A 17,011-nucleotide genomic window follows, 5' to 3' on the forward strand; every position below is an offset into this window, starting at 1 on the left:
ATTCTTACCTTAAAGTTCCCATATTTGGGGTGTAGTCAGAGAAAGATCCTGACACATTTTTTCGAGCGATGCTTTATTGCCATACTTGGTCACCAGGACAAGATCAATATTCCACTTTTTATTTCTCAGCTCTGATATTTCCTGTAGCGGACTTTTTACTTCATCCGCATACAGACGGTTGGTAACGATTTCGAAATAATAGGTTACGCCATGTTTGTAGGCAGATATGGGTGGACTGTAGGCGAAATCTTCTTTTACTGCTGAATAAATCGTGTATGGCTCAGGAAATTTGGAATGATCCTGTGCCCGTATGTTTGAAAACTCCAGGTTACGGAGTACACGAATCAGATTGCGAACTAAGGCATTTTTTCCTTCTCTTTTTGCATAGCTCTCTCTTTTTGTCTCTTTGAAATAACTTATAAACAATAACAAACTTTTTAACTTTTTTGAAGTTTTTTCCAAAAAACCTCTAACGCTAAAAAGGGATTTCCTTACGTAACCACATCCATTAAATGATTAAAATATCCTATAATCTTTAACATACTACGGAGGTCCCGATGTCAGGTCTTAGTGGTACCGCAATTTTTTGGTTGATAGCCCTGGGATTAATAACCGGACTGTTCTTTGGGTTGATTGTTGGAAGAGAAGGAGTAACAGTAAGAGCTAATGTTTTCTGGGGCGTTTTTGCCTCTCTCTTAACTGGGGCAATCGGATCGGCTCTCGGTTTCGGAGACAGTCTTTTATATGCCTTTGTTTATACTATAGCTTTTCTATTTCTGGTGAATGTATTCCATCTGCATCATGAGGAAGATATCCATGGTGAGTTTGATCAGCATATCCACATAAAAAAAACATCTGATTAGATACGTAATTTGTAGTAAAAACAAAAAGGCAGCAGTTTCTTTAACTGCTGCCTAAAATTAATACTTGTAGAAAAGCTCTCGATTAAGTAGAAAGATCTAATTTTGTTCAATGGTTACCATCTCGTCAAAGCCGGGCAAAATAAATGTATGTGCAGACCGATTGATCTCTGCACCTGCAAACTCTTTGACAAAATGGTCTTCTTCTACAGCAGATGAAGCAGACTTGTAATACCAGTCGAGCCACTGATCTGCTTCCACGGGATCGAAAGACTGCATGGAACTTAAATCCAGAGCTGATACCTCCAGATTTTCAGTACTGTTATTTTTCAGATAGTGTGAAACTTCAACGACGTTACCAACCATCAGTGCGTGTCCCGACTGCGCCTGTTTATTCCATATCGAAAATTTCAAGTTGTTAAGTCCTTTTGGGGTTTTGCATTCGTTATACATGATACACTCCCTTTTTTTTAATTTTTGTGTAATTGTTTTGAACAGTAGACGGGAAGATGATGTCCCCGTTCGAATACTTTCTCGTCTGTTTCTCTCGTACTTTTTTAACTGTAGACGAATTACCAAATAACGTGCTGTTATATATAATTTTATATCTTTTTTGACAAATTGTTTCCAAAAAATAAGAAATTACTAATTTCAAAAGGCTTCTCATTATATACATCAGGAGCGTCATTTGGGTTGTAGGTTCTCAAAAAAGCTGAGTTATGTTTTCAGTCAAATTATTTAAGTCTCTTCATTGGTTTTGGCTCTGATCTTGTCCGTCAACAACTATAACCAACTTTATCTTCATGTTGCTAACGGCAAATTCCTGTCAATCTTGTGCACAGTAAATATTGTGTCTATTCGGTAAATTACTACTGTTTCCTCTTCTCTTATCGACCTAATTGTTATAGATTTAAGTTTTTAGCAATTACAGGTTTTGCTTTTTTGCTTTAATAAAAGTGAATGCTTGAGTTTCAGTGCTGTCATGATAATACTTTCTTATTTAGGGTTTCCTATTAATACTAGATATGTTGCTGGCAGAGTATAGTAGATAATAGCAATGTCATGTGGTGTGAATACTTACACCTCTCGTTAGACACATTTTTATGTAGGATTTATGATTACGAGCTTCTTCGCATTTTGCCACTATTATACAGTCGTTATTTGTCGGTGTTATCGGTATAGGATAGGACTCGAGATGGCGGCGGTTGTATCACCGCTTTTGGTATACCTTTTGTTTTAAATCCGGAAATAATATCAATCGCTTTTCTTTTTTCTGGATTGGTAGGCGTAATTTGGCTTTTCCCCGGTACGACGTGCTGTATTGATGGATCTTTGCTTTAAGATATGAATGATCCAAAGAAATTGACCTATAAAAAAGCCCTTGCACTATAAATGCAAGGGCTACTCTCTCTTTAAGGCTCCCTTATAGAGCCTTATCATGAAATAAGCCATCGGTTTTCCTTACGCCCGAATGACCGGGAATCAAGTTCAAGAGGTGTAATCTCAGTCCTGATAAAATCAGGGCACCCTCAACCGTGGCTTGCTAATCATCTTTCGATGATTAACTAAAAACCCGAGCACACTTTCGAAAATCTTCATGAGAAAAATTTCAAAAGAAATTGGAGGATAACTTAACCAATTTATTCATCTCTGTACCATGTACATCAATAAATTGTGCTCTTTAGTATCAGTATGTCAAAACTTCTACTAACAGTATAAACAGATGACTAACACATAGATGTAAGGGAATTCTTTATGATAGTGTAGGGAAAAGCATAAAGTATTAACTCTCTGTTTCTCCGTGAGAAAGCGGGTAAAATTTTGATGATCAGATAATCACTAACCCTGATATTTCGGCATCAGCAAGAGGTATTTTGCTTTGCTGGTAGTGTGAATTTTGTCGGTAAGGTGACTCAAGAATAGCTCCTGTAATTACAGGAGCATTTTCTTGAGTTTTTTTCTCTCTCTTCATAATTAGGCTTATGTTAGTCGGCGACCAATATAAACCTAAGCACATCTAACAACCTTCAAACTGTTAGAATGTACTTTTTTGGATCATTATGTCTCTCTCTATGACTTTTATCTCTCTTGGCTCTCTCTCTTGGCTCTCTCTGTTGGCTCTCTCTGTTGGCTCTCTCTGTTGGCTCTCTCTGTCATTTAGTATTGAAAATTTAAAAAAAGATATGGGATCTATTGTAAGGGAAATCCTATTTCAACATGTAAGGATTTAGTTAACTACATGGAAGATAAATTTCATTGAGGAATTTTATCTTTATGTTGTTTTATTAGTCGATCTCGTTCTTCCTTTAAAGATGAACTTAATCCAACCTTGTAGATGTGGGGATTTTCAAATCGTTTATATTCCCGGGGCAGTCGATTCAATTGATTCTGGCTGAATTCTGCTATTTCATCAAGATTTCTTTTTTCTGCAATACGTTCTCCGTTTTCAAAGAATTTATGCAACAGAGGTTCTTTTCTGAGATCGCCAAAGTGAAGAGATTTTATGGGATCGGAGGGATGTCGCATAAAATTCACATCCTGTTCATCGGCAAAAGTAACAACATCAGCACCGTAGAAATCTCCATTATCATCTAAGATGCGATATACCTGTTTTTTACCGGGCAGATTAATCTTTTCAGGCGTCTCGGAAAGCTTGAGACGTGGTTGATTACAGGCATAAGCCAGCTTATAGACACCATCCAGCGCGGCATCGGGATGTCCTGTTACCAAACTGGTACCTACCCCAAATAGATCAATAGGCGCTCCTTGATCCAAAAGGCTTTTGATTACATGTTCGTCGAGCTGATTAGAAGCGGCTATTTTTACGTATCCAAGTCTGGCATCGTCCAGCATCTTGCGGGCTCTTTTCGCCAGCCATGCCAGATCACCGCTATCCAGCCGAATACCTTTCATTTTTTTACCCTGCTCTTCCATCTCTTTTGCAACGGTGATGGCGTTAGGGATGCCGCTTTTGAGCGTATCATAAGTATCTACGAGCAGCACGCAATCTTCGCTCCGTATTTCTGCAAAGTCTCGAAAAGCGGTAAGCTCATCATCATAGCTCTGGATGAAAGAATGGGCCATCGTTCCCGACACAGGGATCTGATAATCGCGTCCGGATCGTACATTGCTGGTGGCCTCGAACCCGCCAATGACGGCTGCCCGGCTTGCGTTATATCCTCCGAGTCCCGGAGCTCTTCGCAGACCAAAATCCACCAGCCTACCCTCACCGGCCACCAGCTTCATACGACTTGCTTTGGTGGCGATGAGCGACTGATAATTTAAAATATTAAGGATGAGCGTCTCCAGAATTTGAGCCTCAATGATCGGAGCTTCAACGCTTAGTATAGGGCGGTGGGGAAAAATAATATCTCCTTCACGTGCCGAATAGATATCACCTGTAAACCGAAAATCTTTCAGGTAATCCAGAAACTCCGAATCGAATCCTTCTTTTTTCAGAAATACGATATCTTTTTCGTTGAACTGTAAACTTTCCAGCGCTTCAAGCAGATCCTCGAGTCCCGCCAATATTGCGTACCCTCCCTCAAAAGGCAACTTTCTGAAAAAGTAATCGAACACAGCGGTATCATTTTTTTTACCTTTATGAAAATACACCTGCGCCATCGTCAATTCATACTGATCGGTATACGTTGCAGTATAATCAATCATGAAAATGATTATTTAATAGTTTCCAGGTAGTTATTTTTTACTTGTAGGATTTTTTGGAAAATATGTTCGTCTACTTCTAAACCATATTTTTCAGCCAGATGATTTCGTGCTGTTTCTTCGGACTGATCCAGCATCTCATCTTTTTTCAAAAATTCCAATATATCTTCTGTTGCAGCCCATTGATAGATCAGCCATTTCCATTCCTCCAGCTTTTCGGAATAAAAATCTGCTGAAAAAGAGGTCCCCGCTTTTTCATGTAGAACAGCCGTTTTTACAAGGGTAGGCTCCAGCGTATTGATATGATCCACTGCAGTCTTCAAGGTCTTTCCCGAATCATTAACATCATCGACCAGCAGCACTTTTTTACCTTTGATATCGGCTCTGACAGGATCTATAATCTCCGCTTGTGCCAGTTTTTTGGCGCCGGCGGTGTAATGTTTTATCTGGATAGAGGTAAGCCTGTCAATATTCAAAAAGTCGCAGAGTAGTCGTGCCGGGAGAAATCCGCCTCGTGCGATGGCAATAATGAGGTCAAACGAGATTGTATTTTTCGTGATAAGCCGGGAAACTTCATAAGTAGTATTATAGACTTCAGGAAGCGAGACTATTCGGACTGAAATATCTGTGGACATATAATTCTTTTTTGATAAATATTTGCAAAAACAGACTAACAGTCTGTAGGAATTATCCCTACACAGCAGAATGAGATTACAAATTTTTTTATCCTACATTCCGGAACAATTAGAACCTTTGATTTCCCTCTTAACCTTTTAGTACTCCAACCGGTGTGAGCCGGGCAACTTTATTGGCCAATCTGGCGCTGTGTACGGCGTCTATTACTAAATTGATATCTTTGTAAGCAATTGGGGCTTCTTCCGCCAGTCCAGCATATGAACCTGTCTCAACTGATATATCCTTTGATATCAGCTCTCTCTTAAGTGATGGTGCATCCACAGCTTTTTTGGCAGCAGTTCGCGACATACGTCTTCCGGCACCATGACAGGTAGAACCGAAAGAAAGCTCCATACTCTCTTTAGTTCCCACAAGAACATAAGAGTGTGTCCCCATGCTACCGGGAATAAGCACGGGTTGACCAACTTTTCTGAAATCCTCCGGAATTTCCTTATGGCCTGGTCCAAAGGCTCTTGTGGCACCTTTGCGATGGACGACAACCTCTTTTTCTCTTCCGTTGAACGTGTGTCTCTCGACTTTTGCAATATTATGTGCCACATCGTAAAGAAGCTGGAGTTGATCGCCGGGTGCTTTCATAACATATTCCCATGCTTGCCTGACCTCCCAGCTGATCACCTCCCGGTTGCACCATGCAAAGTTAGCAGCCGCACTCATGGCCTTAAAATAATCCTGTCCATCACTTGAATTAAAGGGGGCACAGGCTAATTCCCGATCAGGAATTTGGAGTCCGTAGGAAGAGGTTGAGTTAAGAAATTTTTTCAGATAATCCGTAGCTACTTGGTGACCGAGTCCGCGAGAGCCGGTATGGATAAGGAAGACTATCTGTCCTTGAAAAAGTCCAAAAGCCCCAGCCGCTTTTATATCATATATTTCCTCTACTCGATCTATTTCCACAAAATGATTGCCCGCCCCGATTGTCCCCAGCTGATCGTGCCCGCGTTTCTTTGCATGGTCCGATACCATTGCAGGATCGGCGATTGCCAATTTACCTTCGGATTCAATATGCTTTAAATCGTCGGGCAATCCATACCCGTTATGTACGGCCCATTCGGCACCGTCTGTGAGCACTTTATTTACTTCATCTGCTGATAAAACAAGCTTGCCGCCCCGGCCCACTCCCTTGGGAATCATTCGTGACATCTCATGAGTCAGTTCTCCGATCTTCTGCTTAACATCATCATACCTGGTTGATGAAGTAAGCAGTCGAACGCCACAGTTGATATCGTATCCTATGCCCCCGGGTGAAATAACTCCGTGGTTGGGATCCATTGCTGCCACGCCACCGATGGGGAAACCATATCCTTCATGGCCATCAGGCATAACGATAGCAGCTTTCTGAATACCGGGAAGGGTAGCCACATTTATCAGCTGGTCCAGCGTGCGATCTTTTCTGATATCATCGATAAGTTCTTCATTGGCATAAACCAGAGCGGGAACGCGCATATCTTTCCGCGAGCTCTTCGGAATTTCCCACAACCACTCTTTTTTCCTAATTATATTGAGTTCTTCAATCATGAAGGTGTCCTTAGATGTCGAAAATTATGGTTGTCTCCCAGTCGCCATTCTCATTAACCTTCACGTCGGCCTCATGATACGTTACGGCTTTAACATCCTCATCAAATGTATCAACTTCTGTTCCAAACAGGATAGCTAAAAGCTTGCGATCACTCATCTTTCTGATATCAAAATCAAAAAATATAACTTTATGGATCTGACTCAGTGTTAACACTTCCGAAAGAAAATCAATAAGAAGCGATGTTCTGTCGGACGATTCTATATTAATCGAATCTGTAAATGTTGGTTCTAAATCCAGCAGATTCAGATTGGGTTTTAGCAATTGATTAAGACCCTGCAAGCTGACCCTAAACAGGTCGGGAAGGGTTTCTGATGTCACCTTAATTCGAACATCTGCGGTGTGGGACAATATTTTTTTTGTAGCGTTGTCCATAGCTGTTATTTATTGAGAACAATCTAGCGTTCCCACCTTACCCTGATATAGTTTTCTGCGTCATAAGATATATCAAGTTCTCCCTGATATGCATACTTCAGCGCATCACCCAGGCGACGTGGCAGGTGCATTCCTGTAGTGGAAATCACTAATTGGTCTTCATCGGATGATGTCTCCATAATTCGCTCCAGAGGATGCTCCCGGCTTTCTGTTTTTTCCACATTTTTGATCAGATGCATAATTTCCGGTCGGTGTTCTTCAAAAAACTTACCGCTTAAGGTCAGGAATCCTGCAGGGTAATTATCTTCAATTCGTTTGCAAGCCGGACACAACATCTTTTTGGAATAACTTGAAGCTTTATCCCATTTCCACCGACCATCCGTATATATAGCACCACAATTCGGACACAGTGTAGGTTCTTTATACTTCTGTTTTTCGCGGTAGACGTCTATCCGTTCATCCTTGAAAATACGGGTTCTCTCCTGCTTAAAAATGTGGCCTTTCTTCTTTCTCTTCATTGCTTCCTTCTGTCTAAAAATAATCCTTTTCGATATCTGCTTTTTGTCGACGCAGATGTTTTATATACCAATTATTGGCATAGCGAGTTACTTGCTCTAGTTTACCGGGCTCTTCAAAGAGATGAGAAGCTCCCGGGACAATGACAAGTTCTTTTTTACACTTCATCTTGTCGTAGGCCTGTTGGTTTAGCCTGATGACTTCAGTATCCATTCCGCCTACCACTAGTAGGGTTGCACTTTTTATATTGGGCAATGCATTTACTGCCATATCGGGACGTCCGCCGCGCGAAACAATCGCTCTCACAATTTCTGGACCTATCGATGCGGCAGCAATCAGAGCAGAAGCGGCTCCCGTACTTGCTCCGAAATAGCCGATATCCCAGTTAGAGTATTGAGGCTGGCTGTTAATCCATTTCGTAACAGAAATTAATCGATCAGCTAACAAATCAATATTAAAGCGCTGGCTATAATCCAGATCCTCTTCCTCAGTAAGCAGATCAAAAAGCAGGGTCGCAAAACCATTGGCAACCAACGTGCCGGCAACGAACCGGTTTCGGGGACTTAATCTGCTGCTTCCACTGCCATGAGAAAAAATTACCAGTTCCCTAGCATCACCAGGCACTTCCAGGTCACCTGTGAGAGTTACACCGTTTGCTGGCAAATGTAGTTCTTTTTTCATGATCAATTTGATCTATGGGTTTGAGCTAAATACTCTTAGATAATAAGAAGCCGGTGATTATTCGACTATAGGTGAAATGACTGATTTCCTGTAAGGCGAACTATTACGATGAGGGGCGGTAAGATCAAAAGTAGTTGTATGTAAGGATTCTATCTACAAAAACAGGATGAGATATCCTTAAACTATATTTGTCAGAGGTTTATAAATTTATCAATCATGGCAACAATAGATACCACAAATATCAGACTATTCGACCTTAGTACTTCTCGTGAGTTGGGATTAAATATTGCTCAAAAAATGGGAAAAGAGCTAACTAAGCACGAAATGCGTGACTTTGAAGATGGAGAACACAAAATCCGACCGCTTGAAAGTGTTCGCAACGCCGATGTTTTCGTCCTTGCATCTTTATATGCCGACAAACAACAGTCCGTTAATGATAAGCTCTGCAAACTATTATTTTTTATTGGTTCTTTATGGGATGCGGGAGCTGCTCAAATTACAGTTGTCGCTCCATATTTATGTTACATGCGCAAAGATCGAAAAACAAAACCCCGCGACCCTGTTACCGCACGCTATGTAGCTCAGTTGTTTGAAGCAGTAAATATAGATCGCATGGTCACATTAGATGTTCACAACCTTCAGGCTTATCAAAACGCTTTTCGCTGTAGGACAGACCATCTTGAGGCACAGTCTCTCTTTACTAATTATTTTGCTTCGATAATCAATGACGAAGAGTTAGCTGTCATGTCGCCCGATTCCGGCGGAGTAAAACGTGCTGAACAGTTTCGCCAGCGGCTGGAACGCAAGCTAAATAAATCGATCCCTTTAATATTTCTGGAGAAACAGCGCAGCAAAGGGGTGGTAAGTGGAGAAACGGTTGTAGGCAATGCAGAAGGCAAATCAGTAATCATTATAGATGATCTTATTAGCAGCGGCACTACACTGGCACGAGCCGCTAAAGCCTGTATGGAGATGAATGCACTCAACGTGTATGCAGCTGCAACACACGGAGCATTTGTCGGAAAGGCTTCGAATGTGCTTAAGGAGCATGCCTTAAAGGAGGTGGTGATAACCAACTCTATTCCTCCGATTCGGCTAACTAACGAGATAAAAGAACAAAAAATAAAAGTCTTGGATCTTTCTCCTCTTTTATCGGACGCCATTTTGCGACTGCATACCGGCGGTTCGCTTGTTGATTTAATGGATCCTGTTGATCGATAGGAGTCGTTATGGATGATCGCAAAGAATTTAATTCTATTAATCAAGATTTTAGGCTCCGAGAAAAGATTGCCTTTCTTAGTGAGAAGGAAAGTTATCCCAACCCTACAAGCGAAGTTATAGTCATTAAGACGCATATGTCGTGGGTCTTTTTGACTGATTCTTTGGTTTATAAACTGAAAGTCCCGTTTCGATATAATCATATGCAACTGCAGTCCGTTTCTGCCCGCAAGAAAAATTGTGAGGAAGAAGTACGTTTGAATAAGCGTCTGGCAGATGAATTTTACCTGGGTGTCGTGCCGCTTTTTGTCAACAAACAGGGAAAGCTAACGCTTGAAAAAGGAGTAGAAACAGTTGACTGGCTTGTTAAGATGAAACGGCTGCCCGCTTCAATGATGCTGGACGAAAAAATTAAAAATGAAGAAAATATATCGGAATCAGAGCTTGAGCCGGCAGCCGAACGTTTAACCCGGTTTTACTTACAAGCGCCGCCAATTCATATGAAAGTAAATCGTTATCGACAAAAAATTACAAATGCTTTAAAATCTTACCACGAGCAACTTCGTTCGCCTGAATTCAACCTGAACAAGTTGATTGTGGATTCAATATTTGAGCAACATCTAACCTTTTTGGATGCTAATGATGCTTTGCTCAAAAACCGAGTCAGATCTGGTAAAATCATTGAGGGGCACGGCGATTTAAAACCTGATCACATCTGTCTTTCACCACCGGCTATTATTGATTGCCTGGAATTTGACAAAGAATTGAGGATACTTGATATCTACGACGATCTGGCTTTTCTCTGCCTGGAATGTGATAAGCTTGGAGTTTCATGGATTGGAACATACATCACAAAATATTACACAAAACAAGCTGAAGATAATATCCCACCTGAGCTCTTTAACTTTTATAAAAGCTATAAAGCCTATACTCGAGCTTTACTTTCTATTAATCATCTCAAAGAAAAGCAGTATCGCCAGGACCCCAAATGGAAAATGAGAGCGCAATCATATTTAAGAATGGCATCCCGGTATATGCAAAATCATGCTTATTGATTTAAGCAGACGGTTGTTCTTTATATAAAAAGAGTTTGTAAACTATTTTTCAGTCCGCCAGCCCCGTTGAATCCTCCGAGAAATCGGATGGCCACATGGTGGATCCCACAGGGGCAGTCACCAGATCAGTATCTATATAAAGCTTCATAAAAGCTTCAAAAAAGCAGCCGTAGATATTTTCGACCAACTACTACTGATGAATAGTCCGGGAAGACATGTAGCGTAGCATTTCATCGATGAACTTATTTTGCTGATTAGCAATATCCCTTAGGTCAGAGGGATTGCCTTTTACCAGCATGTAGGCGCAAGCCAGCTCGGATATTTTCCAATCTTTAAAAATGTGATTTTGCGGGGTGCAGCGATATACTGAATAAAAATGCCCGTCTGTTGGTACTTCTAAGGTCCGGAATATTTCTAGCGTATGCTGAACTACATCTCCGACTTTATCGATACTATCTTCGCTGTCCGCTTTTAAAAAATCACTGGCATAACAATGACAGTTACTCTCTATAAGAATATTTGAAAATCGTCTGATTTCTTCCGAATTAAACTCTTCGTTAAGTACAGGCAAAGTTTGTTGGCTGTTTGTCATAACTCCAAAATTTTAGTCCTCTGATAAATCTTCTCTACCTCTTTTTAAAATATTTTCGCTGCCTTAAAGTTCTCTGAAACCAAATGTTTCTTAAACCAGGATGTTGCAATATGGGCAGCTTCATTAAGCTTATCCGGTTCCTCAAAAAGATGGGAAGCGCCGGAAACGATAGCTAGTTGCTTGTCTGCTTTTATTAATGGCAGGGCTTTCTGATTGATGCTAACTGCTTCAAAGTCGAGTTCACCTGCAATTAACAGCGTAGGGCACTGCACTTTTGAAAGTTCTTGTTTCACCAAATCCAATCGTCCGCTCATAGAGACAACAGCTTTAATAGCATCGCCCAGTTCTGACGCCGTTTTGAGAGCAGCTGCTGCTCCGGTTCCGCTGCCAAAGTATGCCAAATTAAATGAATGGTATTCAGAGTGGTTGTGCAGCCAATTTGTAGAAGTAAGTAATCCTTTGCTAAGTAAGGCAATATCTTTAGACTCATCGGGAATAGCTTCCCGTATGTCTAATGAATCATAAATAAGCGTTCCAAACCCTTGCTGCCGGAATGCAATAGCCAACCGATTTTCATGCGGCATTAATGTTGAACGTCCATAGCCATGTGAAAATATGATCAGGCTTTGAGCTTTAACAGGTAAGGTAAGTTTCCCTTGCACATGATATCCATTAAATGGAAGCTGCATTGAGATTTCATACATAACGGCATCCTCTGTTTTACGATTAGAATTTATGTTACAAGCTATGTAATCCCTGGTTATTTCAATGTAGGTTTTGTCAAAACAACCGTGTCAGGGAAAATCTGTCAAAGTGATTTGAGGCATCAATCATGAGAGACAGTTCTATTGTAGGGGTTATTCCTAATTATACCTCAAGAATTTGACTACATCTTTTACTAAGAACGTATTGCAGGTATGGACTTTTTCTTTCAATAAATTTTATCAAGTAGTATCGATCCCAAATTTTTGTTGGAGGAAAAGCATGTATAAACTCAATAAAGAGTTAGCACGGATCTTTGATGAGATGGCTTCCTATTATCGGTTTAAAGGTGATAAGGACCGTTTTCGGGTGATCGCCTATCAAAATGCTGCAAAGGTTATTGATCATCTGACGGAAGACATCAGCAATTTTACCAAAAAAGAACTGATTGATATGCACGGAATAGGGGAGGGTACTGCCTCCAAGATCAGAGAATATATCGAAACCGGTAAAATTAAAAAGTATGAAGAACTCAGCAGAGAGATACCTCATGATTTCATTGAACTTCTGAAGATACCGGACGTCGGCCCGCAAACCCTTAAAACTTTGCATGAAGAGCTTGGCATCAGCAGTCGAAAAGAACTTATGGAGGCGCTTGAAAGCGGGAAGGTTGAAGCACTGAAAGGTTTTGGCCCCAAGACTATTGAAAATCTTAAACAGGGACTAATGCAGGTTCAGAAATCCGATAAACGAATTTTACTTGCTGATGCTTTGGAGATAGTTGAAGATTTGCGAATCGAATTACAAAAATGTGAAGATATAGAGCAGCTTGAGTTTGCAGGCAGCGTTCGCCGAATGAAACCCACTATTGGAGATATAGATATACTGTCTACGGCAAAATCAGGCGAACGTGAAAAAGTGCTTAACCATTTTACTTCTATGCCGGATGTTAATAAAGTTCTGGCCCAGGGCGATACGAAGGCCAGCGTTTTTATTGAAACTGAAAATCTTCAGGTGGATCTCCGGGTGGTTGAACCAAATGAATGGGGCGCTGCCTTGCTTTATTTTACCGGCTCCAAAGATCATAATGTCCACCTGCGCACTATTGCCAAGGACAGAGACTGGAAGATAAATGAATATGGCATCTACGATAATCAAACGGATCGGAAACTGGCCGGAGAGAGCGAAGAAGGTATTTATGCCAAACTGGGACTCGATTGGATTCCGCCGGAAATACGTGAAAACCAGGGAGAAATTGAGCAGGCATCGCAGCATAAGTTGCCCAAACTTATCGAACAATATCAGATTCGGGGCGATTTCCATCTCCACTCCAACTGGTCAGACGGTATTCCTGATATCGAAGAGCTTGCTCGATACGTGCGGGATAATTATTCCTATGATTATCTTGTACTTACTGACCATTCAAAAAGCTCACGTATTGCCGGAGGGCTGACCGAGCAAGAGCTTCGCGATCAGCGAAAGGTGATAGATGAAGTAAATCAGGAGTTAGGTGAAGACTTTTTGAAGGCCGGTACGGAGGTAGATATCCTGGCTGATGGCTCCCTGGATTTTGATGACGAGGTATTGGCAGAGATGGATTGGGTTACTGCTTCTATCCACTCCTTGTTTAACCAAGATAATACAGAGCGGATTCTCAAGGCCTGTGAGAATCCATACGTACATGCCATCAGTCACCCAACCGGCCGGCTCTTAGGAAAGCGGAAGGAATATCCCATAGATTTAAAACGCGTGATTGAAAAGGCAGTTGAAACGGGTACAGCCCTAGAAATAAATGCCCAACCTCAGCGTATGGACCTTGATGACTATTGGTCACGGCTGGCACATGAAGAGGGGGCAATGCTTGTGATCGGCACCGACAGTCACGACTTGATGAGTTTCAAATATATGCAGATGGGCGTCGGCCTGGCACGAAGGGCCTGGTGTACAGCCGATCACATACTGAATACAAGTAGCTGGGAGGAAGTACAGGCGTTTGTTCAGCAAAAACGCTCGAGATGGTCTATCTTATTTTGAGTTTATCTTTTTGGCTGACTTTTTTCGCCACAATTCCATAAAATGCATAACTTCTTTATCGGTTAGATTTCTAAAATCTTGGTATGCTTGCGATACGGCAAAGAAATCCTCTCTTTTCTCCGGGATGATTACTTCATCAGCCTTCTCCTCCAGCTTAGAAAGCCTGCCATATCCCGAGACCGGTGCTGCTACAATTAGCTTTTTCGGATTTTTATTCCGGCACATGATAAGGGAGGCAAGTAAAGTAGCGCCGGTTGCAATACCATCATCAACTAAAATAACAACGCGATCAGTAAGATCTGGTAAGTCCTTCCCGTTACGATAGGCATCAATGCGGCGTTTTATCTCGGTCTTCTCATGCTCAACAACATTATATATAATTGCTGTATTAATGTATCTCCTCGCGGAGGGATCCAGATACAGGCTTCCATCTTCAGCCAGTGCTCCAAAAGCAGCTTCGGGCTGTTGAGGGTGTCCTAGTTTACGAACGACAATGACATCAAAATCACAATCGAGGTGCATAGCCACGTAAAATCCTGTTTCTACACCACCACGTGGAATTCCAAGAATCAATGGATGCTCTGATCGGTACTTCTCCAGTGCTTTTCCAAGCTTGAGTCCTGCATCTTTTCTATTGAGATACATAGCTTTAACCTCCTTTTACTCTAGCAGCAGATCAATTTGATCAATAAGTTTTTTCAAGGCTTCTTCTTCCGTTTCACCACTGGCAGATACCTTCATTCCTTTTTTGTTGCCGGCAGTAATTTTGATTCCATCCCAGTGTTTTCCTTTGCTTTTCACTGAGAATCCCCGGTAGTTTTTTGTGGATAACATGTGAGGTCGTTCATGAAATACCGGGTCCTGATCGTAATCCTGATATCGTCTGTCCATAATTATTTGTCCTGTATTAATCCTTGTTGTTTTGCTTCAATACTGTAACGGGTATGTGGTACAGCTTCCAGTCGGCCTTTTGAAATTGGTTTACCGGTAGCCTGGCAAATTCCGTAGGTTCTATTTTCAATACGCTCAAGAGCGTCGTTAATATGATTGATGTATTCTCGCGTTCGCTCAATCTGCAAATAATTCATTTCAGACTCTTGCTCATCCGATCCAACATCTCCCATATGGTGGGTAAGCGATGAGTAATCAGCATCATCCGCTTCATTTAAATTCTCCTGAGCACTACGAATACTATCAAGCTTTTCCTGAGCTTCAGTGCGTTTCTTCAAAAGAAGTTCTTTGAAATATTTTAATTCCTGATCACTGAACGGGGTCCTTGAATCTTCTGTGTTGGTCATAGTTATAGGTTTAAAAAGGTTTGGGCTATTTTAGAAGCAATTTACTATTCACTTTAGAAGAGGGTAATAGGAGAGCTACTGAGATTGCTGTAATGGATAGGCTTACAACTAGGATTTGAACCAGGATGGGGCTGTATAGTTGGATGGCTGGGATAATCCTGGTAATCCTTTCATCCTGTAAATCCAAGTTCAAATGATTTTCTTTTTCATGAAATTGAACCACATGATCAGGATACAAGGATGACTAAAGATGAAGGAAAGGTTAATTACTGGATAAATCCTGCTAATCCTTCAATGCTGTAAATCCAGTTCAAAATCTATGACTCTTTACCAAACAACCTTTTGAACTCAAGTTTAGGAGCACCGAAATTGATAAGTAGGCCTGCAGGAAGTTGGTAAGCCTCCAGATAATTCAATGCCTGAGCCATATGGACTTTCTCGAGTGATATAACGGCTTTTATTTCAAGCATAATCATTTTTCCGATGATGAAATCAGCCCGACGCGTTCCCACCTGTATCCCTTCATAGTAAATTTCTTGCTCCTGCTCACGCCAATAAAATAGTTTCCGCTTTCTGAATTCTAGCTCCAGACATCGTTGACAGATAACTTCTTGAAATCCATTTCCCAAGTGGTTGTGAACTTTCATAGCACAACTGATAATATTATAGGTAAGCTTTTTATAACGCATATATCTTTGGATAATCTGATCGTATATAAATAAGACCTGCGAAATGCCTAACCCTTACAGGAAACTTTATATAAAGCTGGCTTAGGAAAAGCGAAGATGGCTAAATAACCTGTTTATTTTTCATAAAAATTGAACCAGGATGATCATAGAAGGATGACTGGGATAAAATCCTGGTAATTCTTTCATCCTGTAAATCCTAGTTCAAATGGTTTTCTTTTTCCTGTAAATCCCAGTTCAACCTTGTAATCTTTTCGCCTACAGCAATTGTAATGATTTCAGATAGCATATTGCAGGTAAGTTCGCACAAGAGTGCTCCTTTAAAAGGTATAATATTTCAAAAAAACATCGTGCAGTCCGTACAATCCCGACAACTTATTTTTACCGCCCAAAACCTGACAAAGATATATCAGATGGGGGAGGTTCAGGTACAGGCACTGCGCGGCATTAATCTGGAAATATTTACAGGTGAAGTAGTAGTACTCCTTGGCGCTTCGGGAAGCGGTAAATCGACGCTCGTAAATATTCTTGGCGGATTGGATACCGCCAGTGGAGGGCGTGTAACCTATCGCGATATCGATCTTACGGATGCAACGGAGAAGGAATTGACGAATTTTCGACGGTTAAACGTGGGCTTTGTCTTTCAGTTCTATAACCTGATTCCCAGTCTCACCGCAAGAGAAAATGTGGCCATTGTAACGGAAATAGCCGAAAACCCGATGACGCCCGAAGGTGGATCTAGGAGATCGCATTGATCATTTTCCGGCCCAGATGTCCGGTGGAGAACAGCAACGTGTGGCTATTGCCCGGGCCGTAGCCAAAAATCCTGATGTACTCCTATGCGACGAACCAACAGGTGCGCTCGATTCGAAAACCGGGATAATCGTACTAAAAGCCCTGCAGAAAGTAAATGAGAGCCTGGGTACTGCAACTGTGCTGATTACACATAACGTAGTCATAGGCGGAATGGCCGATCGGATTATCAGTCTGCACGATGGATTGATATCCGATATCAGTATTAACGAGACAAAAATATCTCCCGACGAAATGGAGTGGTAG

19 protein-coding genes, 1 pseudogene and 1 riboswitch are annotated in these 17,011 nt (G+C 41.3%); of the genes and pseudogenes, 5 read left to right on the plus strand and 15 right to left on the minus strand.

Annotated elements, in window-relative coordinates; all coding sequences use genetic code 11:
- Positions 1–9 precede the first annotated feature (9 nt).
- On the minus strand, positions 10–432 hold the full coding sequence (locus ACT3ID_RS04070; RefSeq protein WP_491540713.1) for a hypothetical protein: 423 nt from the start codon (positions 430–432) through the stop codon (positions 10–12).
- Positions 433–557: 125 nt separating this feature from the next.
- On the opposite strand from ACT3ID_RS04070, the gene ACT3ID_RS04075 reads away from it, so the two are divergent.
- A complete protein-coding gene (locus ACT3ID_RS04075; RefSeq protein ID WP_491540714.1) occupies positions 558–863 on the plus strand; it encodes a hypothetical protein in 306 nt (101 codons plus the stop codon).
- Positions 864–959: 96 nt separating this feature from the next.
- On the opposite strand, the gene ACT3ID_RS04080 is transcribed toward ACT3ID_RS04075, so the two are convergent.
- The 8 genes from ACT3ID_RS04080 to ACT3ID_RS04115 all read right to left on the minus strand — a co-directional run bounded on the left by ACT3ID_RS04080 (position 960) and on the right by ACT3ID_RS04115 (position 8,367).
- Complete coding sequence (locus tag ACT3ID_RS04080) at positions 960–1,313, minus strand: hypothetical protein (RefSeq protein WP_491540715.1); 354 nt, start codon at positions 1,311–1,313, stop codon at positions 960–962.
- 987 nt (positions 1,314–2,300) lie between these two features.
- Positions 2,301–2,401: riboswitch (TPP riboswitch) on the minus strand.
- A 287-nt stretch (positions 2,402–2,688) separates the two neighbouring features.
- Positions 2,689–2,832 (minus strand): hypothetical protein, encoded by a 144-nt coding sequence (locus tag ACT3ID_RS04085; RefSeq protein WP_491540716.1) that lies wholly within the window; start codon positions 2,830–2,832, stop codon positions 2,689–2,691.
- Between the two features lie 281 nt (positions 2,833–3,113).
- The gene (locus ACT3ID_RS04090; protein WP_491540717.1) at positions 3,114–4,529 is read right to left on the minus strand and encodes a nicotinate phosphoribosyltransferase; all 1,416 of its coding nucleotides are present in this window, start codon (positions 4,527–4,529) and stop codon (positions 3,114–3,116) included.
- An 8-nt stretch (positions 4,530–4,537) separates the two neighbouring features.
- The gene (locus ACT3ID_RS04095) at positions 4,538–5,161 is read right to left on the minus strand and encodes a phosphoribosyltransferase (protein ID WP_491540718.1); all 624 of its coding nucleotides are present in this window, start codon (positions 5,159–5,161) and stop codon (positions 4,538–4,540) included.
- Between the two features lie 130 nt (positions 5,162–5,291).
- On the minus strand, positions 5,292–6,737 hold the full coding sequence (locus ACT3ID_RS04100) for an RtcB family protein (protein ID WP_491540719.1): 1,446 nt from the start codon (positions 6,735–6,737) through the stop codon (positions 5,292–5,294).
- A gap of 10 nt (positions 6,738–6,747) precedes the next feature.
- The gene (locus tag ACT3ID_RS04105; RefSeq protein WP_491540720.1) at positions 6,748–7,170 is read right to left on the minus strand and encodes an archease; all 423 of its coding nucleotides are present in this window, start codon (positions 7,168–7,170) and stop codon (positions 6,748–6,750) included.
- A 23-nt stretch (positions 7,171–7,193) separates the two neighbouring features.
- The gene (locus tag ACT3ID_RS04110) at positions 7,194–7,688 is read right to left on the minus strand and encodes a BCAM0308 family protein (protein WP_491540721.1); all 495 of its coding nucleotides are present in this window, start codon (positions 7,686–7,688) and stop codon (positions 7,194–7,196) included.
- A gap of 13 nt (positions 7,689–7,701) precedes the next feature.
- The gene (locus tag ACT3ID_RS04115) at positions 7,702–8,367 is read right to left on the minus strand and encodes a dienelactone hydrolase family protein (protein WP_491540722.1); all 666 of its coding nucleotides are present in this window, start codon (positions 8,365–8,367) and stop codon (positions 7,702–7,704) included.
- A gap of 216 nt (positions 8,368–8,583) precedes the next feature.
- Between ACT3ID_RS04115 and ACT3ID_RS04120 the strand changes: the two genes are divergently transcribed.
- Both ACT3ID_RS04120 and ACT3ID_RS04125 read left to right on the plus strand, forming a co-directional pair.
- The gene (locus ACT3ID_RS04120) at positions 8,584–9,588 is read left to right on the plus strand and encodes a ribose-phosphate diphosphokinase (RefSeq protein WP_491540723.1); all 1,005 of its coding nucleotides are present in this window, start codon (positions 8,584–8,586) and stop codon (positions 9,586–9,588) included.
- Positions 9,589–9,596: 8 nt separating this feature from the next.
- On the plus strand, positions 9,597–10,640 hold the full coding sequence (locus ACT3ID_RS04125) for a hypothetical protein (protein ID WP_491540724.1): 1,044 nt from the start codon (positions 9,597–9,599) through the stop codon (positions 10,638–10,640).
- 190 nt (positions 10,641–10,830) lie between these two features.
- Here the strand turns inward: ACT3ID_RS04125 and ACT3ID_RS04130 are convergent, their stop codons facing one another.
- Both ACT3ID_RS04130 and ACT3ID_RS04135 read right to left on the minus strand, forming a co-directional pair.
- Positions 10,831–11,232 (minus strand): hypothetical protein, encoded by a 402-nt coding sequence (locus ACT3ID_RS04130; RefSeq protein WP_491540725.1) that lies wholly within the window; start codon positions 11,230–11,232, stop codon positions 10,831–10,833.
- A gap of 44 nt (positions 11,233–11,276) precedes the next feature.
- A complete protein-coding gene (locus tag ACT3ID_RS04135; protein ID WP_491540726.1) occupies positions 11,277–11,936 on the minus strand; it encodes a dienelactone hydrolase family protein in 660 nt (219 codons plus the stop codon).
- Positions 11,937–12,216: 280 nt separating this feature from the next.
- On the opposite strand from ACT3ID_RS04135, the gene polX reads away from it, so the two are divergent.
- Positions 12,217–13,968: a DNA polymerase/3'-5' exonuclease PolX gene (gene polX, locus ACT3ID_RS04140; protein ID WP_491540727.1), complete on the plus strand. Its 1,752-nt coding sequence runs from the start codon at positions 12,217–12,219 to the stop codon at positions 13,966–13,968.
- On the opposite strand, the gene ACT3ID_RS04145 is transcribed toward polX, so the two are convergent.
- From ACT3ID_RS04145 to ACT3ID_RS04160, 4 genes are all read right to left on the minus strand, one after another.
- Positions 13,960–14,613 carry a phosphoribosyltransferase gene (locus tag ACT3ID_RS04145; RefSeq protein WP_491540728.1) on the minus strand — a complete coding sequence of 218 codons (654 nt, stop codon included), beginning with the start codon at positions 14,611–14,613 and terminating at the stop codon, positions 13,960–13,962. The genes polX and ACT3ID_RS04145 overlap by 9 nt on opposite strands.
- A gap of 15 nt (positions 14,614–14,628) precedes the next feature.
- Positions 14,629–14,859 (minus strand): hypothetical protein, encoded by a 231-nt coding sequence (locus tag ACT3ID_RS04150; protein WP_491540729.1) that lies wholly within the window; start codon positions 14,857–14,859, stop codon positions 14,629–14,631.
- A 2-nt stretch (positions 14,860–14,861) separates the two neighbouring features.
- Complete coding sequence (locus tag ACT3ID_RS04155) at positions 14,862–15,266, minus strand: TraR/DksA family transcriptional regulator (RefSeq protein ID WP_491540730.1); 405 nt, start codon at positions 15,264–15,266, stop codon at positions 14,862–14,864.
- Between the two features lie 317 nt (positions 15,267–15,583).
- Positions 15,584–15,955, minus strand: coding sequence for a GxxExxY protein (locus ACT3ID_RS04160; protein ID WP_491540731.1), 372 nt, complete (start codon positions 15,953–15,955; stop codon positions 15,584–15,586).
- 410 nt (positions 15,956–16,365) lie between these two features.
- On the opposite strand from ACT3ID_RS04160, the pseudogene ACT3ID_RS04165 reads away from it, so the two are divergent.
- Positions 16,366–17,011, plus strand: a pseudogene (locus ACT3ID_RS04165) (ABC transporter ATP-binding protein).

The organism is Fodinibius sp. GM108, assembly GCF_058386985.1.

Bases quoted from the DNA above. Each gene is read 5' to 3' on its own strand.
- ACT3ID_RS04120 (WP_491540723.1), top strand. From the start codon at position 8,584: ATGGCAACAATAGATACCACAAATATCAGACTATTCGACCTTAGTACT.
- ACT3ID_RS04130 (WP_491540725.1), bottom strand. From the start codon at position 11,232: ATGACAAACAGCCAACAAACTTTGCCTGTACTTAACGAAGAGTTTAAT.
- ACT3ID_RS04075 (WP_491540714.1), top strand. From the start codon at position 558: ATGTCAGGTCTTAGTGGTACCGCAATTTTTTGGTTGATAGCCCTGGGA.
- ACT3ID_RS04100 (WP_491540719.1), bottom strand. From the start codon at position 6,737: ATGATTGAAGAACTCAATATAATTAGGAAAAAAGAGTGGTTGTGGGAA.
- ACT3ID_RS04115 (WP_491540722.1), bottom strand. From the start codon at position 8,367: ATGAAAAAAGAACTACATTTGCCAGCAAACGGTGTAACTCTCACAGGT.
- ACT3ID_RS04150 (WP_491540729.1), bottom strand. From the start codon at position 14,859: ATGGACAGACGATATCAGGATTACGATCAGGACCCGGTATTTCATGAA.
- ACT3ID_RS04160 (WP_491540731.1), bottom strand. From the start codon at position 15,955: ATGCGTTATAAAAAGCTTACCTATAATATTATCAGTTGTGCTATGAAA.
- ACT3ID_RS04125 (WP_491540724.1), top strand. From the start codon at position 9,597: ATGGATGATCGCAAAGAATTTAATTCTATTAATCAAGATTTTAGGCTC.
- ACT3ID_RS04110 (WP_491540721.1), bottom strand. From the start codon at position 7,688: ATGAAGAGAAAGAAGAAAGGCCACATTTTTAAGCAGGAGAGAACCCGT.
- ACT3ID_RS04090 (WP_491540717.1), bottom strand. From the start codon at position 4,529: ATGATTGATTATACTGCAACGTATACCGATCAGTATGAATTGACGATG.
- ACT3ID_RS04095 (WP_491540718.1), bottom strand. From the start codon at position 5,161: ATGTCCACAGATATTTCAGTCCGAATAGTCTCGCTTCCTGAAGTCTAT.
- ACT3ID_RS04135 (WP_491540726.1), bottom strand. From the start codon at position 11,936: ATGTATGAAATCTCAATGCAGCTTCCATTTAATGGATATCATGTGCAA.
- ACT3ID_RS04080 (WP_491540715.1), bottom strand. From the start codon at position 1,313: ATGTATAACGAATGCAAAACCCCAAAAGGACTTAACAACTTGAAATTT.
- ACT3ID_RS04145 (WP_491540728.1), bottom strand. From the start codon at position 14,613: ATGTATCTCAATAGAAAAGATGCAGGACTCAAGCTTGGAAAAGCACTG.
- ACT3ID_RS04105 (WP_491540720.1), bottom strand. From the start codon at position 7,170: ATGGACAACGCTACAAAAAAAATATTGTCCCACACCGCAGATGTTCGA.
- polX (WP_491540727.1), top strand. From the start codon at position 12,217: ATGTATAAACTCAATAAAGAGTTAGCACGGATCTTTGATGAGATGGCT.
- ACT3ID_RS04085 (WP_491540716.1), bottom strand. From the start codon at position 2,832: ATGAAGAGAGAGAAAAAAACTCAAGAAAATGCTCCTGTAATTACAGGA.
- ACT3ID_RS04155 (WP_491540730.1), bottom strand. From the start codon at position 15,266: ATGACCAACACAGAAGATTCAAGGACCCCGTTCAGTGATCAGGAATTA.